This window comes from Desulforadius tongensis, from assembly GCF_016907915.1.
GTDB lineage: Bacteria > Bacillota > Desulfotomaculia > Desulfotomaculales > Desulfohalotomaculaceae > Desulforadius > Desulforadius tongensis.
In genome coordinates this window covers 31,074-46,887 of sequence record NZ_JAFBCW010000014.1, presented here as the reverse complement: position 1 = coordinate 46,887, position 15,814 = coordinate 31,074, and the positions used below count along the sequence as shown (strand labels likewise).

The window sequence follows — 15,814 nt, the reverse complement described above, 5'->3', positions numbered from 1 at the left end:
ATATATATGTCTGAGGCAGCCTTTCGGATGTTTGAATTGGCACAGCAGGGGTTTAAATGCAGTCAAATACTGCTGATGCTGGGCCTGGAGCGTCAGGGCAAAGAAAACCCCGACTTAATTCGTGCCGGCAGCGGCTTGGCCGGGGGATTGGGTTTTTGTGGGAAAATATGCGGTGCCTTAACCGGCGGGGTATGCTTACTGGGGCTTTATGCCGGCCGGGGGAAAGTAAATGAAAGTGAAAATCCCCAATTAAACGTGATGGTAGACCAGCTGGTGTCATGGTTTGAAGAACAATTTGGCAGTAACGGTATTAACTGTACCGATATATTAGGCGGTGATCCCAAGCAGAAAATTGATGCTGTGAAATGCGGCAATATAGTGGCTGCCACCTACAGTAAGGTACAAGCAATACTGGCAGACCAGGGCATAAACACTGCGGGTGAAGGCCGGTGAGTATTGAGCGGGGGAAAATACTTTCCACAACCGAAAGCCTGTGCCCGGAGTGTTTAAAGAAAATTCCCGCTGTTAGAGTGGCCCGGGGCGACAGGGTGTACTTGGAAAAAAGCTGCCCGGAACATGGCTTTTTCCAGACACTGATATGGCGGGGAAAGCCTGATTTCCAATCGTGGACCAGGCCCAAGATACCCACTGCCCCCAAAGTTTGCTTTACAGAGGTGGAAAGGGGCTGCCCCTTTGATTGTGGGTTATGTGCCCGGCATCGCCAGCATACCTGTACTGCTTTGCTGGAAGTTACCCAACGCTGTAATCTCAAATGTACATTTTGCTTTGCCGATTCCGGTACAGGTATGTCAAGTGATCCGGATTTAGAAGTAATCAGAGGCTGGTATCAAAGGCTGCTTGATGCCGGTGGACCATATAACATTCAGCTTTCCGGCGGAGAACCCACGGTACGCGGCGACCTGCCTCGGATAGTGGCCCTGGGCAGAGAAATGGGTTTCAATTTTATTCAACTTAATACCAATGGTTTGCGCCTGGCTGAAGATCCAGGTTATGTTCAAGAGCTTAAAAAAGCCGGTCTAAATTCGGTATTTTTACAGTTTGATGGCACAGAGGAAGCCATATACCGAAAGCTGAGGGGCAGTGATCTGCTGTCCCAAAAGATAGCGGCCATTGAAAATTGCGCCGCCCAAAATATAGGGATAGTGCTGGTGCCCACCCTGGTGCCCGGGGTAAATACTCATAACATTGGAGAAATCATTAAGTTTGCCTTGAAATACCTGCCTGCGGTTCGGGGAGTGCATTTTCAGCCGGTAAGTTATTTTGGCCGCTATCCCAAGCCGCCAACCGATGAGCAGCGTATCACCATTCCCGAAGTGATTACTCAAATTGTAAAGCAGACGGCCGGGATGATAAAGGAGGAACATTTTCGTCCCCCGGGCTGTGAAAATGCCCTTTGTTCCTTTCACGGCAATTTTGTGCTCATGCCCGGTGGGAAATTAAAGTGCTGGACCAAGCATCAACCCGGCTGCTGCGGCAGTGTTGAACTGGCGGAAGAGGGCTCCCAAAAAGCCCGCAGTTTTGTATCCAAATACTGGGGTTTTCCCCAAGTGGAAGTGAATACAAAATGTGCTGGTTTGGATGGGTGGGATATATTTTTACAGCGGGTGCGTACTCATTCCTTTACCATTTCCGGCATGGCTTTTCAAGATGTGTGGAACTTGGATTTAGAGCGAGTGCGGGATTGTTGTATTCATGTGGTAAACCCCGAGGGCAATATTATTCCCTTTTGTGCCTACAATCTAACGGACAGGGAGGGGCGTTCTCTGTACCGGTCCGGGAGGCGGCGGAATGGAAATCACACCACTGGAAGCATGGATACAAAGGAAAATAGGGTGCAGCCGGCTGACCAGGGAAATCATTAACAGTTATCAGCTTTATAGATTGAATGAAACCCTTGATTTAGTTCGAAATCGCAGTGCTTTTTACCGCAGAAAATTTGCTCACCTACCAGGAGCAGGTTTATCCAGACTGGAAGACATAAGGCACCTGCCGTTTACCAGTGCTGCGGATATTAAAGAAAACCCGCTTCGGTTTCTATGTGTATCCCAGAGTGAAATCCGCCGGGTGGTGTCTTTAACCAGCTCCGGAACCACCGGCGGCGGTAAGCGGGTTTTCTTTACAGCCGGTGACCAGGAATTGACCGTTGACTTTTTTCATCACGGTATGTCTGTGCTGGTGGAACCGGGAGACAGGGTGCTGATTATGCTGCCGGGTACCAGACCGGGCAGTGTGGGGGATTTGTTATTAAAAGCTTTAAATAGATTGGGGGCAGTGGGTATACTTCACGGCCCGCTGGGCGATGTGAGAGAGACCATCAAGATTATGAATCAAGAAAGAGTTGATTCATTGGTGGGAATACCGGTGCAGGCGCTGGCTCTGGCCAGGTGCAGTGAGCATGCCGGGGCGTATCGATTAAAAAGCGTGCTGCTGAGCACCGATTATGTACCCGCTGCCGTGGTGCGGGAACTGCAGAGAATCTGGGGCTGTAAAGTATTTAATCACTACGGAATGACTGAAATGGGCTTGGGGGGCGGGGTGGAGTGCCGGGCTCTGGCCGGTTATCACATGCGGGAGGCAGATTTATATGTAGAAATTATCAATCCCCGGACAGGGGAACCGGTGCCGCAGGGCGAAATGGGAGAAGTGGTGTTTACAACTTTAACTAGAGTTGGTATGCCTTTAATTCGCTATCGCACCGGTGATTTGTCACGTTTTATCCCCGAACGGTGCCCCTGCGGTTCAGTATTGCGGAGGATGGATACTGTAAAGGGGCGGTTGGCAGGGGTTATTGAATTGGCACCCGGTAGAGAACTTATCATGTCTCAACTGGATGAAGCGCTGTTTGCGGTGGATGGTATGCTCGATTTTAATGCTTTTATCACAGCTAAAGGCGGAACAAACATTTTACACATCGAAGCAAAATTTTTGGCGGGATGGGAAGAGAAGGGGCGGAATTCCATTAATAATGCCTTGGCCAATATACCGCAGGTACAGCAAGCCGTGGCGGAAGGTATTTTACAGCTGGCTCCGGCTGCATTCAGCACAGCGGAATGGTCCAATACCGGTACAGCTAAAAGGATAATTCGGGATTTAAGGGGGAGAGGTTGTGAAAGAAATATTTGACAGTATACTGCGGCTGTTAAATAGTAATGAAAGTTTTGCACTGGCAACAATTCTTAGTAAGTTGGGTTCTTCCCCGCGCACCGCAGGCACTAAAATGATAGTGCGTGGTAATGGCACTATTATCGGCACCATTGGTGGAGGGACAGTGGAAGCCGAGGTTCAGCGGCTGGCAGCAGGGGTAATGAAAGCCGGGCAGCCCATCATTAAAAAGTTTAACCTCACCGGGGCAGATGCTGAACAAATGGACATGATCTGCGGGGGACAGGTGGAGGTACTTATTGACTATATTGATGCCGCCGATAACAATAATGCAGAAGTTTATCGCCAGTTTATCGCTTCCCGGACTGAGCGCAAAAAAGCTGTACTGGTAACCCAACTTTTTGAAACCGCTGCCGGTAAAACTGGCAGCAGGCGATGCCTGATAAAGCATGATGGTACCACCGTAGGGGAAAGGATTTTTAATGATAACATGGCGGCAAAACTTACTGCCGGCGCGGTTGGCAGGTATCCTCGGGTGCTTACCGTTGAGGGTAAAACTTTTCTGGTGGAACCGGTACGCACTTCCGGTACGCTTTATATTTTTGGCGCCGGGCATGTGGCTCAAAAACTGAGCCCGCTGGCAGCAATGGTGGACTTTGAAACGGTGGTGTTGGATGACAGGCAGGAGTTTGCCAACCGGGAAAGATTTAAATCTGCTCACCGGGTAATATTGTTAAATTCCTTCGCGGAGGCTTTTAAGGATTTGAAAATTAACCGGGATAGCTACCTGGTTATAGTTACCAGAGGACATGTCCACGATAAAACGGTGCTGCAGCAGGCTTTAACCACCGGTGCCGGGTATATCGGCATGATTGGCAGTAAAAGAAAGCGGGATGCCATTTACCGTGCTCTGCTTGATGAAGGATTTACTGATAAAGACCTGGCCCGGGTACACTCCCCCATTGGTTTGGAAATTGAAGCAGAGACGCCGGAAGAAATAGCAGTGAGCATTGTGGCTGAACTAATCAAAATTAGGGCCGGGCTGAACAAATGAAACCAGGGGGAAAAATAGCGGCTTTGGTGGTGGCGGGCGGGTATTCTTCCCGCATGGGATTATTTAAGCCGCTGCTGCCTTTGGGTGCCGGCAGAGTAATAGAAAAACCGGTACATACCTTTCGCCAGGCCGGGATAGAAGATGTGCGGGTGGTTGTGGGCCACAATGCCGCCATGCTTATTCCGGTACTGCAGTCTCTGGAAGTTGAAATAATTTATAACCACCGGTATGCCGATGGGATGTTTTCGTCTGTTTTGGCGGGGGTAAAGAGTTTGGAAACCGGTGTGGAGGCTTTCTTTTTACTGCCTGCTGACATTCCGCTGGTTAGAGTACAGACCGTTAAAGAAATCTTACAGGCATTCCGGCACAGGGGAACCGGAATTATATATCCCTGTTTCCAAGGGCGGAAGGGACATCCCCCGCTGATTTCCAGTTTTTATATAAAAGATATAATCTCCTGGAACAAACCGGGAGGTTTAAGGGCGCTGCTGAGTCAATACCCGGACGATTCCCTGAAACTGGAAGTGGCTGATGAAGGGGTGCTGATGGATATGGACACCAAAGATGATTATCAAAAGATATTGGCGTACCATCGGCGGCAGCATATTCCCACCGCGGCGGAATGCCTGGCAATACTAAATAAATTTGGAGCTGCCCCACGGGTGGTTAACCACTGCCGGGCAGTGGCCGGTTTGGCTAAGGAATTGGCCATAGCTTTAAACAAAACCGGCTGCCGTTTGGATGTGGATTTAATTACGTCGGCTGCACTGCTGCATGACCTGGCCAAGGGTAAGCCCGGCCATGCCCAAACCGGGGCTGCAATACTGCGGCAGCTGGGTTTTGCCGAAGTAGCTGAAATTGTGGCCTGTCACATGGACATTGCCGTACCCCAAGAAAAACCGGTTACCGAGGCAGAAGTTGTATATCTGGCGGACAAGTTGATTAAAGAAGATTGTTTGGTGCCGTTGGAAATTAGATTTGAAGAGGCCAGGGAAAAGTATGCACATAAGCCCAATATTATGGAAGCGGTACTGACCCGGTTTCAAAATGCCCGCATTATCAAAAAACGTGTGGATGATAAGCTGGGAGAGGCGCTGGAAAAGAAGGTAATAGCGTGGAACAAAGGTTAATATATTTAGTTAGGCATGGAGAAGTAGATACCATAGGCAAAAAACGGTTTATTGGACAAATAGACCTGCCGCTAAGTGATAAAGGAATCAGCCAGGCTAAGCGTTTGCAGCAGGAACTCAGTTGTGCTCAAATCAGCGGCATTTACTGCAGTGACCTGCAGCGGGCGGTAAAAACGGCAGAAATAATTGCCGAGAAGCATCGTGCCGCTGTGACTGTATGCCAAGAGCTGCGTGAAATTAAATTGGGCCGGTGGGAAGGGAAGACTTTTGAAGAAGTTTGCAGGCATTACCCACAGCAGTTTAAAAAGCGTGGTGAGGATATTGCAAACTATCGGCCGCCCGATGGGGAAAGTTTTGCCGACTTAAGTAAAAGGGTTGTTGCTGCATTTCATAAACTAATTTCGAACAGCAAGGGGAATATATTAATTGTCGGTCATGCCGGGGTAAATAGAATGATATTGTGTCATTTACTGGGTATGCCGCTGAAAAACCTGTTTAACATATACCAGGATTATGGTTGTTTAAACATTATTCTGTACGGTCGTTTTGGTTTTCGCTTACGGCTGATGAATAAGGTATATAGTACCTTACCCAGGTAACGTTATATGTAATACGTGATTGTTAATTGCGTATTTTTCAACCGGGCGGTTGTCCTGGTGAACCCCTTTTGTACTGTCACAGGGGTACAATTAAATATTTTTAATAAACCACAACCGCTGTTTATACAGTGGTTTTTTACTTAAAGAAGGGGGGAATGTTGCAGCAGGTACCGGGTTATAAATGCAAATACAGATTTAGATTTTTAAGAGGGAGGAGATATAATAATGAAAAAATTATTTGTAGTAATTACTTTATTGCTTTGTTTAATGCCTGCCGCTGCAGGCTGCAGTTTCGGGGAAAAAGAAACTGCTGCCCAAAAGGTAGAATTAACCGTTTCTACAGCGGCCAGCTTAACGGATGTGGCCAATGAATTAAAAGCGGTATATACCGAGCGAAATCCTAATGTTACCATTAATTACAATTTTGCTTCTTCGGGTACTTTGCAAAAACAAATAGAAGAAGGAGCTCCGGTAGATGTATTTATCTCTGCCAGTAAAGCTAAGATGGATGCCCTGGCAGAAAAACAGTTGATTATAGAGGATTCCCGTAAGAACTTGGTATCCAACCGGATAGTGCTGCTGGTGAGCAAAGACAGCAGTATCAAAGATTTTTCAGATCTAATCAAACCGGAGGTATCTAAGATCAGTATCGGGGAGCCGGAGTCTGTACCCGCAGGTCGCTATGGCAAAGAGGTATTAACATCGCTAAATATATGGGAACAATTGCAATCAAAATTACTGCTGGCCAAAACTGTCCGTCAGGTGCTGTCCTATGTTGATACGGGGAATGTTGATGCCGGTCTGGTATATAATACAGATGCTCTCTTGGCGAAAAATGCCAAGGTGGTGGCGGTGGCGCCTGAAAACACTCATAAGCCTATTATTTACCCGGTGGCAGTTCTTAAAAGCAGCAGAAATGAAGAAGAAGCGCGCAAATTCGTTTCATTCCTGGCTTCAAAAGAAGCTGCTGAAATATTTGCCCAGTACGGTTTTATACCTCTGAATAACTAAGGTGATATTATGCTGAATGACTGGCATCCGGTAATTTTATCAATCCGGGTGGGATTAATTGCCGTTTTGGTTGTTACCTGCCTGGGGCTGCCGTTGGCCAGACTGATGGCCAGGCGTGATTTTCCCGGCAAAAATATATTGGAAGCAATTATTACCCTGCCCATGGTATTGCCTCCATCGGTAGTTGGCTATGGTTTACTGATGCTTATCGGCAAAAACGGTATTTTGGGGAAAACATTATACAATATGGGAATTACAATAATATTTACCTGGTGGGCTGCTGTGCTGGCTGCCACTGTAGTGTCTTTTCCGCTTATGTATCAAAGTGCCGGTGCTGCCTTTAAAAGTGTAGATGTGAACTATGAAAAGGCGGCCAGAACACTGGGCGCCGGGGAAGTGAGGATTTTCTTCACTGTCACTCTGCCGCTGGCTTTGCCCGGCATAATTGCCGGCGTGGTATTGTCCTTTGCCCGGGCGATGGGTGAATTTGGAGCCACTTTGATGGTGGCAGGTAATATACCCGGTCAAACCCAAACCATGCCGTTGGCTATTTACTTTGCGGTGGAAGCCGGTGACAATGCCACAGCCAGGGCGCTGGTAACTATAATTACCGTTTTTAGTTTTGCAGTGATATACTGTGTTAACCGGTGGACGAAAAAGAATGCGAGCGGTGATGAAGGTGCTGGAAGTTAATTTTAGTAAAAAACTGTGGCGTTTTGATTTAAACGTAGAGTTTAAGCTGAAAAATCAAATCATGGTATTATGGGCTCCTTCAGGTGCGGGTAAGACCACAATTTTACACTGCCTGGCAGGATTGTTAACCCCTTCCACAGGGTGGATTAAACTTAACAGCAAGGTTTTATATTCTTCCGCAGAAAAGATCAACGTGCCTACCCGGTATAGAGATATTGGCTATCTTTTTCAGGATTACGCTCTCTTTCCCCATTTAACGGTTAGAGAAAACGTAATGTACGGGCTCAGAAGTAAAAAACAGCGGAGAAATTCATGTGAGCATTATTGTATGGAATTACTGGAATCTTTTGGAGTTGGACATTTAGTTGAACGCTATCCGTATCAGCTTTCCGGTGGAGAAAAGCAGCGGGTTGCTCTGGCCAGGGCGTTGGCAGTGCAGCCCAAGCTGCTGCTTTTAGATGAACCCCTTAGTGCTGTGGATAGAGATATGAGAATTAACCTTAGAAGGGAGCTTAAAATACTGCACCGGCGGTGGCAAATACCGTTTATTATAGTAACCCATGATGAAGAAGAGGCCCGATTTTTGGGAGATAAAATTTTGAACCTTAAAAACGGTTATGTCCAAGAAGTCGGCTGATACGGCAGATGAAAATTTTTATCAACCCAAAGTGAGTACAGGGAAGTAGATTTAAGTTCGGCTGCACAGGCTAAAGTTCCGGTGTCCAATGGGGAAATGGACAAAGAAACGGTTAAAGAAGTGATTAGCCGCTTCCATGATAGTGAAAGTGCGGATAGTGTTCAGGTAATGGTTAACCTTGGTTTTCCTTTCTGGGGTTTCCTTATTTTATGGTTTGCCACCTGGACCAGTCAATTAGTTAATAATTACAGCGATTGCGGCAGGGGTATGTACAGGTAACTGCAGAGGAAGCAAAAAATCAGTCCGGTTATGACCTTATTACTCCTAAGTATCTACCGGAACGATTTCAACACTACGGAATATTTATGGGATAACCCAGGGATACCGACTGAAAAGATGGTAAAACAACTGTGGTATGACCCGGGGAAATTTGAAGTGTTGATGGTAACCCAGATAAAAGACCCAAGTCCAGACCGAGAAGAACAAATAATATTTACTGACAGTTTAGAAGCGCCGGGAAAAATAAGCGATATTTTCCCTTGGGCTAAATATAGATGTCAATATGCTTTTACTAAAAATGGAATTCACGTTCAGGGATATATGCTTGTAAATGACGAGGGTAACCGGGACGAATACGAAAGGATATTGAAGTCACTGGGAGAGTAAAAATGTGGTAGTTGTGAGGGAACCAAATAGTAGTTACTTTCGTTAATACTTTATAGAGAAAATTTCAAGGGGAGTTTTGCCAGTGAAGAAGAAGTGGTTAGCGTTTCTCTTGGTTGGAGTATTTTTAGTAGCCAGTTTACCAAGTAGTGTTATGGCTGCTGAACTAGTTACCGTTACTCTTAATGATAAAAAGCTAGATTTCGACGTGTCACCTATACTGGAGAACGGTCGGGTGCTAGTACCATGGAAAGAAGATAATATAACATTAATAGCCAATAAATCCCTTGCAAAAGAAAAATACCTTTCTAATTCAGTCATAACTTCCATTATGATAAAAAAAGAGAACAAGAACTTCGAAATTATGTTCACAGAAAAACCGTTATCAATTAGTTCAGTAGGTTTATCAGCAAATAAAGATTACCTGGCCTTAAAATTATTTTATCACTACGGTTATAAAGTACTTGTTGTTAATCTTAATACAGGAGAACATTTCATGCTAAATGACATGTTGAAAACAGCTAAAAATGGATTCGTAGAAACAATTCACGCTTACAGTTGGTCACCCGACAAAAACAAATTGGCTTTTGCCTTCGGCAATACCTCAAAAAGCAATCTAGCAATTTATGATCTGGATAAAAATTTCTTATCACTAATTCCAACAGAAAACGATTATATTACTATCGCTTACATTCTATGGCATCGTAACGGTGAAGGACTTGACTTTGTAAGTGAATATCCTCCAAACAAATTTAAACTTTATAGATATTTTAACAATCAAGATAGTATTGAGTTTATAAGAGCTGTATCACGTGAAGAAATAGTAAATATGCCTAGTCCTAACTATAGATTTAAGTATTAAGGGTAGGGCTAAACCCTACCCTTGAGCACACTACTTGCTTAGATGTTATTTACTGTAACTTTGCCTACCGCATCTGCACTTGCAATTTCTTTAATCTTTTTAATTAAGGCATCTTGGTTATTGCTAGATATCCTGATGCAACCGTATGTTGGGCGTAATTGTACCAAGTTGCATCAGTATTGGCTTCAGGATCACCACCGTGAATCGTAAAACCGGAGCAACCATTTTCTTCTGCAGTTAAAGCATTACCGCTTACAGGGTCCATGGAAACCCTTTCATAAGCTCTATAAGAAGATTCTGGGGTTCCCGGAGGGAGTGTAAATTATTTTGTGTAAATGGGTTTATGTTTATTATACTGAACCGGCTGGTTGTATTATTCATCCCAACTACTTATCAATTTCATTCCCTATTAGAATTTGGTAAATCTATAATTAAGGGTAGGTATTATACCTATCCTTAATTATTATATAGTGGTTTAAGGAGGAAGTTGTTTGATATGAGAAGAATTTATTTGTTTCTTATCGTTTTTATGTTATTTGTTACTACAAGCGTTATTGGGTGTAATAATCAGGCGACATTTAAAGAAGATTCATATGCTAATTTTGAAGAATTACATTCTAATGTTTTAAATAACTTTAAACCACTCAATTTTGAAATTATTAGTAAAAATGAGACAACAATGATGTCTCATACATTTCCAGAAGGTCTTAAAATTGATTCAAGGCAATCAGATAGCATAGATGATAATGTAGAAAAGCCGTCTAAATATGAAATATTCTTTCAAGACAAACAGCATAAAAATTTAGTTAAAGTAAATTTGATTTTTACACCTAGTAATTCTAAAAAAGGTATAGTTTTTTATCAAATTATTTCTCCATTTGATAATGTTAACATTATAGAAAAGTATCATGATATTCCTAGGCCTATAATAATTGAGACATTAGCAAGCTTTGGTAATTATAGTATTTCCTTGAATACAATATCTTTAGATGATAGTCTTTCTACAGTGACAAATGAAAAAGTTAAAGGTACAATAAATACTCATTGGGAATTTTTTAAGCAGCTCGAAGCATTTCTTATTGAAAATTATAATGATGCCAAAATATAAAAAACCTGGTATCATGGCTTTTAGTATATAGCTTTGATCACTAGCTTTGCATGAAAAAATTTTTCAAAGCCAAGGGGACGGTTCGAGACTGGTGAAAAAGTCTCTATAAAATCACGTTAGTTAGGGGTAACTTCGGTTCAAAAACAGAAAAAGTGCCTCAAGCCTTGATTTTAAGGTTTTTTTCATGCTTCGACTGGAGCCAAAGCAATTAAGCTTTTACTCATCATTATACAATAAAATTCCAGGAGATCATATACTTAAAAAGATTTCTATGGTAGTGGACTGAGGTAAGGGAATCCCATGGAATTATCCGTGGGATTTTTTTAAGATTAAAGGCTTCGCCTTTTTTGATGTTTAAAATGTCTAAAAAACTAACAAATTTTGTACAATGTCAGTGTAAAAATTTTATAAAAATTTTTATAGTGCAGCAGGAAAAATTTAAGTAAATGTGTAATTTATTAAAGTAAAATAATAAATATTTAATCTACAGCATAATTTCCCATTTAACTTTAAGGATTTTCAGTTTTTAGAATGCAAAAAGGAGTGAAGAAAATTAAAGAAATCTGCGAAAAAATCCGTGAACTACGTAACCAGCAAAATCTAACTTTAAAAGATCTTAGTGAAAAAACAGGATTATCTGTTAGTTTCCTTTCCCAGGTAGAAAGGGGCACATCCTCATTAGCCATTACTTCTTTAAAAAAAATTGCTGATGCATTAAATGTCCCTATAACCATTTTTTTTGACAGTTATCAGAATAAAAATTTTGTAGTTAAGGCTGAAGAACAAAAAACCTTTCGCATTGAAGGTTCAAGTGCTAAATATACGAGATTGAGCGGGGAATTTTCGGGAAAAGTATTGGAACCCCTTCTTGTTACCCTGGACCCCGGGAAAACGCATGAAGCAAAATTTAGTCATCCTGGAGAGGAATTCTTCTACGTTTTAGAAGGCGCTGTTATTTTTAATGTGGATGGCCAAGAGTATTTGTTAAAAAAAGGAGATTCAATACATTATCCATCTAAATTACCTCATTTCTGGTTTAATCCATTGGAACAAAAAGCAAAGATACTGTGCGTATTGACACCGGTGATCTTTTAAAGAGACAGCGGGAAACTATAAATTTTATAGAAGGGTGGTTAACCATGCGGGTCGCAACTGACATTGGGGGAACCTTTACAGATTTGGTTTCCGTTGATGAGCAAGGAAAAACTACAATTGCCAAAAGTCATACCACGCCTCCCAACTTTGAACAAGGGGTTATAGATGTTATTGAAAAAAGTGGTATAAATGCAAAAGAAATTGAGACTTTCATTCATGGTACAACTGTTATTATTAATGCTTTAACTGAACGTAAAGGTGCTAAAACAGGGCTCATTACCACAAAGGGATTTCGTGATGTTTTAGAAATAGCACGCGGCAACCGTCCTGATTTGTTTAATATTCGCTACCAAAAGCCGGCTCCCTTTGTTCCGCGTTATTTGCGCAGGGAAGTGGAAGAACGCTTGAATTATAAAGGAGAGGTATTAACTCCCTTAAATAAAGAACAAATTAAAAATATAGTTGAATACTTTAAGAAAGAAAATGTTGAAGCTATTGCAGTAGCCTATCTTCACGCATATGCTAATCCCGTACACGAGCAGCAAACTGTAGAGGTAATTAAGGAACTTTGGCCGGAAGTGGCAGTTACCGCTTCCCACGAAGTAACCAAAGAATGGCGTGAGTATGAACGCACCAGTACCTGTGTATTAAACTCCTATGTTAAACCCGTAGCATCAAAATATATTGACAGGCTGGAATCCAGGTTAAGTGAGATTGGTGCAGAAGGCCGTAAATATATTATGCAGTCTAACGGCGGTACCACTACCTTTGCCCAGTCCAAAGTTACACCTATCAATATGGTGGAATCCGGCCCGGTAGCCGGTGTTTTTGGTGCCGCGGTTTTAGGTCAGATTATAGGCGAGAAGAATATTATTGCTTTCGATATCGGTGGAACGACCGCAAAATGTTCACTAATTGATAATGGTGAAGTGAAAGTTACTACCGAATATAAAATTGAAAAGACAGACCGCACAGCCGGATACCCGATTAAAGTGCCGGTGGTTGATATTGTTGAAATTGGTAATGGTGGTGGTTCCATTGCCTGGATTGACGATGCCGGTTCACTGAAGGTTGGCCCCCAGTCTGCAGGGGCACTGCCTGGGCCTGTTGCTTACGGGCGCGGTGGTACTGAACCTACAACCACAGATGCCAGCTTAATTACCGGGCGTTTGTCTGCCAAAAACTTTGATAACGAAGTGGACTTAGATAAAGTAGAAGAAGCCATTTATGAAAAAGTGGCCAAGCACTTCAACATGTCGGTAGATGAGGCAGCGCTGGGTATTATCCGTATTGCCAATTCCAACATGTTAAATGCCTTAAAGTTAATTTCTGTAAGAAGAGGTTATGACCCCCGTGAATTTGCCATGGTAGCCTTTGGCGGCGGCGGCCCGATGCACGCAGCTGCGTTGGCCAAAGAACTGGGTGTGAGCAAGGTTATTGTTCCGGTAGCGGGTTCAGTGTTCTCGGCCTGGGGCATGTTAATGACTGATCTGCGCAGTGACTTTGTTCAGACTTACATTAAACGATTCAATGAGGTTGACCTTGATCAGTTAAATAAAGAGTGGAAGATAATTGAAGAAGAGGCGCTGGCGCAATATCAGAGCCAAGGTATTGAGCAGGATAAGGTAATTTTCTCACGTTATGCAGACATGCGTTACCTGGGGCAGGAACATACCGTTAAAGTTCCGGTGCCCAATGGGGAAATGGACGAAGAAACGGTTAAAGAAGTGATTAGCCGCTTCCATGATATCCATGAACAGCATTATACCTTTAAATTGGAAGAGGCCCAGACCGAGATTGTTAACCTGCACTTGGTTGCCTTTGGAACTGTTCAAAAACCGGAATTATATAAATTGGATAAAGTGGGCGGTAATGCAGAAGAAGCATTAAAAGAAATAAGACCGGTTCTTTATGAAGAAGAAGGTTGGATTAAAACCAAAGTATATGACCGTGAAAAACTGGCCGCCGAGGTAACCATTGAGGGTCCTGCTATAGTAGAAGAACAATCGGCATCTACCGTCGTTTATCCGGGGCAGTCTGTAACTGTAGATCATTACGGCAACTTGATTATTAAGACGGGGGTGTAATGAAATGACCAATCAAAATATTAATATTGATCCGTTTACCCTTGATATAGTAAAGGATTCACTTACCGCAATTGGTGATGAAATGTTTTATGCCCTGGCCCGTACTTCCATGAGCCCAATTATTTACGAGGTGCTGGACTATGCCAGCGGTCTGACGGACGCCAAAGGAAACCTTCTTACCCAGGGCAACGGTGTAACAGGGTTTATCGGATTGCTTACCTTTATGGTTAAAGCGACATTAGAGAAGTTTAATAAAGAAGGAGACCTTAAGCCGGGAGACATCATTATTATTAACGACCCCTATATGGGCGGCGGTTCCCACCTTTCTGACGTGGGTTTGGTAATGCCTATTTTCTATAAGGGGGAACTGGTAGCGTTTTCAGCCAATAAAGCACACTGGACAGAAGTGGGCGGTAAGGATCCCGGATCCTGGACCACTGACTCTACCGAGATATACCAGGAAGGACTGCAGTTCCCATGTGTTAAGCTCTTTGAGGAGGGTAAAGTAAACCAACCTCTGGTAGATATTATTGCTGCCAATGTTCGTTTCCCTGATCTTTCATTAGGGGATATGTGGGCTCAAGTTGCTGCGCTCCGAACCGGAGAAAGACGTTTTATTGAACTTTGCGGCAAATATGGTAAAGATTTGGTATTAGCATCCATCGACCGTTTACTTGAACATGGTGAACAAATTACCCGCAAAGAATTAGCCAAACTGCCAAAAGGAACTTTTGAAGCAGTGGACTACATTGATGATGATGGCTTGGGCAATGGCCCGCTTAAAGTGCAGGTTAAAGTTACCATTACCGATGACAAATTTATCTGTGACTTTACAGGCAGTCATCCCCAGGTGCTGGGGCCGGTTAACACTTCTTATGCAGCTCTTGTTTCTGCGGTACGAACAGTATTTTTGGCCGTTACAAACCCATCACAGGATGTGAATGACGGGATTTTCCGCCCGCTTGAGATTATAGCCGAAAAAGGGTCAATATTTTCTTGTGAGCGTCCGGCAGCAGTATCAACTTATTGGAAAACTATGGCTTACGGTACCGATTTGGTTTGGAAGGCGTTGGCCCCGGTAGTTCCCCATCGCCTGACAGCGGGTCACCTGTTATCTGTATGTGCTGTAATTGTTGCCGGTATGCACCAGGATACCAATGAGCCGTTCTTGATTGTAGAACCATCCGTTGGTGGTTGGGGTGCCGGTCAGGGCAAAGACGGGGAAGCAGGCCAATTCTGTATCGGTGACGGTGAAACCTTTAACGTACCGGTTGAAGTTGCTGAAACCCGCTATGGAATTATGGTTGACGAATACAGCTTCCGTGCGGACGGTGCTGGTGCAGGTGAATACCGCGGCGGCTCCGGTGTTATCCGTTCTTACAGGGCAATGACTGATAATCAGATGCTGACGGCAACCTTTGGCCGTCATAAGTTTCTACCCTGGGGGTTCAACGGCGGAAAAGACGGTTCGCGCAATGAGTTTGAAATCATAAAGGCCAATGGTGAAAAAGACGGGCCGTTTGGTAAATGTGCGCGCTACCCACTGAATAAAAACGATGTTGTTCGCTTAATCACCGCCACAGGCGGGGGATATGGGGATCCCTTGAAACGCAACCCTGAGAAGGTAGCGATGGATGTGAAGAATGAATTTATCACCGTAGAACAAGCAAGGGAAGATTATGGTGTAATAATTAACCCTGAAACCTTTGCAGTAGAAGGCTTCACAGAAGAGCGTCAAAGGAGAGAATAGTA

16 protein-coding genes are annotated in these 15,814 nt (G+C 43.7%); all 16 read left to right on the top strand.

Annotation, left to right across the window (positions count from 1 at the left end; genetic code table 11):
• Nucleotides 1-6: 6 nt before the first annotated feature.
• The 16 genes from JOC37_RS07185 to JOC37_RS07110 all read left to right on the top strand — a co-directional run bounded on the left by JOC37_RS07185 (nt 7) and on the right by JOC37_RS07110 (nt 15,812).
• On the top strand, nt 7-453 hold the full coding sequence (locus JOC37_RS07185) for a DVU_1555 family C-GCAxxG-C-C protein (RefSeq protein ID WP_204617522.1): 447 nt from the start codon (nt 7-9) through the stop codon (nt 451-453).
• Entirely contained in the window at nt 450-1,883 is a 1,434-nt protein-coding gene (gene trsS, locus JOC37_RS07180) for a radical SAM (seleno)protein TrsS (protein ID WP_420797283.1), read from the top strand. The genes JOC37_RS07185 and trsS overlap by 4 nt, the downstream gene beginning before the upstream one ends.
• Nucleotides 1,810-3,144 (top strand): DVU_1553 family AMP-dependent CoA ligase, encoded by a 1,335-nt coding sequence (locus JOC37_RS07175; RefSeq protein ID WP_204617520.1) that lies wholly within the window; start codon nt 1,810-1,812, stop codon nt 3,142-3,144. The genes trsS and JOC37_RS07175 overlap by 74 nt, the downstream gene beginning before the upstream one ends.
• Nucleotides 3,128-4,177 (top strand): XdhC family aldehyde oxidoreductase maturation factor, encoded by a 1,050-nt coding sequence (locus tag JOC37_RS07170; protein ID WP_204617518.1) that lies wholly within the window; start codon nt 3,128-3,130, stop codon nt 4,175-4,177. The genes JOC37_RS07175 and JOC37_RS07170 overlap by 17 nt, the downstream gene beginning before the upstream one ends.
• Entirely contained in the window at nt 4,174-5,307 is a 1,134-nt protein-coding gene (locus JOC37_RS07165) for a DVU_1551 family NTP transferase (RefSeq protein WP_204617516.1), read from the top strand. The genes JOC37_RS07170 and JOC37_RS07165 overlap by 4 nt, the downstream gene beginning before the upstream one ends.
• Nucleotides 5,292-5,906, top strand: coding sequence for an alpha-ribazole phosphatase (cobC, locus tag JOC37_RS07160; RefSeq protein ID WP_204617514.1), 615 nt, complete (start codon nt 5,292-5,294; stop codon nt 5,904-5,906). Before JOC37_RS07165 ends, cobC begins: the two co-directional genes overlap by 16 nt.
• Nucleotides 5,907-6,131: 225 nt before the next feature.
• Entirely contained in the window at nt 6,132-6,917 is a 786-nt protein-coding gene (gene modA / locus JOC37_RS07155) for a molybdate ABC transporter substrate-binding protein (protein WP_204617512.1), read from the top strand.
• Nucleotides 6,918-6,926: 9 nt separating this feature from the next.
• Nucleotides 6,927-7,610: a molybdate ABC transporter permease subunit gene (modB, locus tag JOC37_RS07150; RefSeq protein WP_204617511.1), complete on the top strand. Its 684-nt coding sequence runs from the start codon at nt 6,927-6,929 to the stop codon at nt 7,608-7,610.
• Complete coding sequence (locus tag JOC37_RS07145; RefSeq protein WP_204617509.1) at nt 7,579-8,247, top strand: ATP-binding cassette domain-containing protein; 669 nt, start codon at nt 7,579-7,581, stop codon at nt 8,245-8,247. The genes modB and JOC37_RS07145 overlap by 32 nt, the downstream gene beginning before the upstream one ends.
• A gap of 96 nt (nt 8,248-8,343) precedes the next feature.
• The gene (locus JOC37_RS07140) at nt 8,344-8,526 is read left to right on the top strand and encodes a hypothetical protein (RefSeq protein WP_204617507.1); all 183 of its coding nucleotides are present in this window, start codon (nt 8,344-8,346) and stop codon (nt 8,524-8,526) included.
• A 117-nt stretch (nt 8,527-8,643) separates the two neighbouring features.
• Nucleotides 8,644-8,913, top strand: coding sequence for a hypothetical protein (locus tag JOC37_RS07135; RefSeq protein WP_204617506.1), 270 nt, complete (start codon nt 8,644-8,646; stop codon nt 8,911-8,913).
• Nucleotides 8,914-8,995: 82 nt separating this feature from the next.
• The gene (locus JOC37_RS07130; protein ID WP_204617504.1) at nt 8,996-9,772 is read left to right on the top strand and encodes a hypothetical protein; all 777 of its coding nucleotides are present in this window, start codon (nt 8,996-8,998) and stop codon (nt 9,770-9,772) included.
• A gap of 496 nt (nt 9,773-10,268) precedes the next feature.
• Nucleotides 10,269-10,880, top strand: a complete 612-nt coding sequence (locus JOC37_RS07125; RefSeq protein WP_204617502.1) for a hypothetical protein — start codon at nt 10,269-10,271, stop codon at nt 10,878-10,880.
• 531 nt (nt 10,881-11,411) lie between these two features.
• Nucleotides 11,412-11,975: a helix-turn-helix domain-containing protein gene (locus tag JOC37_RS07120; protein WP_204617500.1), complete on the top strand. Its 564-nt coding sequence runs from the start codon at nt 11,412-11,414 to the stop codon at nt 11,973-11,975.
• A gap of 44 nt (nt 11,976-12,019) precedes the next feature.
• Nucleotides 12,020-14,062, top strand: a complete 2,043-nt coding sequence (locus tag JOC37_RS07115) for a hydantoinase/oxoprolinase family protein (RefSeq protein WP_204617498.1) — start codon at nt 12,020-12,022, stop codon at nt 14,060-14,062.
• A gap of 4 nt (nt 14,063-14,066) precedes the next feature.
• On the top strand, nt 14,067-15,812 hold the full coding sequence (locus JOC37_RS07110) for a hydantoinase B/oxoprolinase family protein (protein ID WP_204617497.1): 1,746 nt from the start codon (nt 14,067-14,069) through the stop codon (nt 15,810-15,812).
• Nucleotides 15,813-15,814 lie beyond the last annotated feature (2 nt).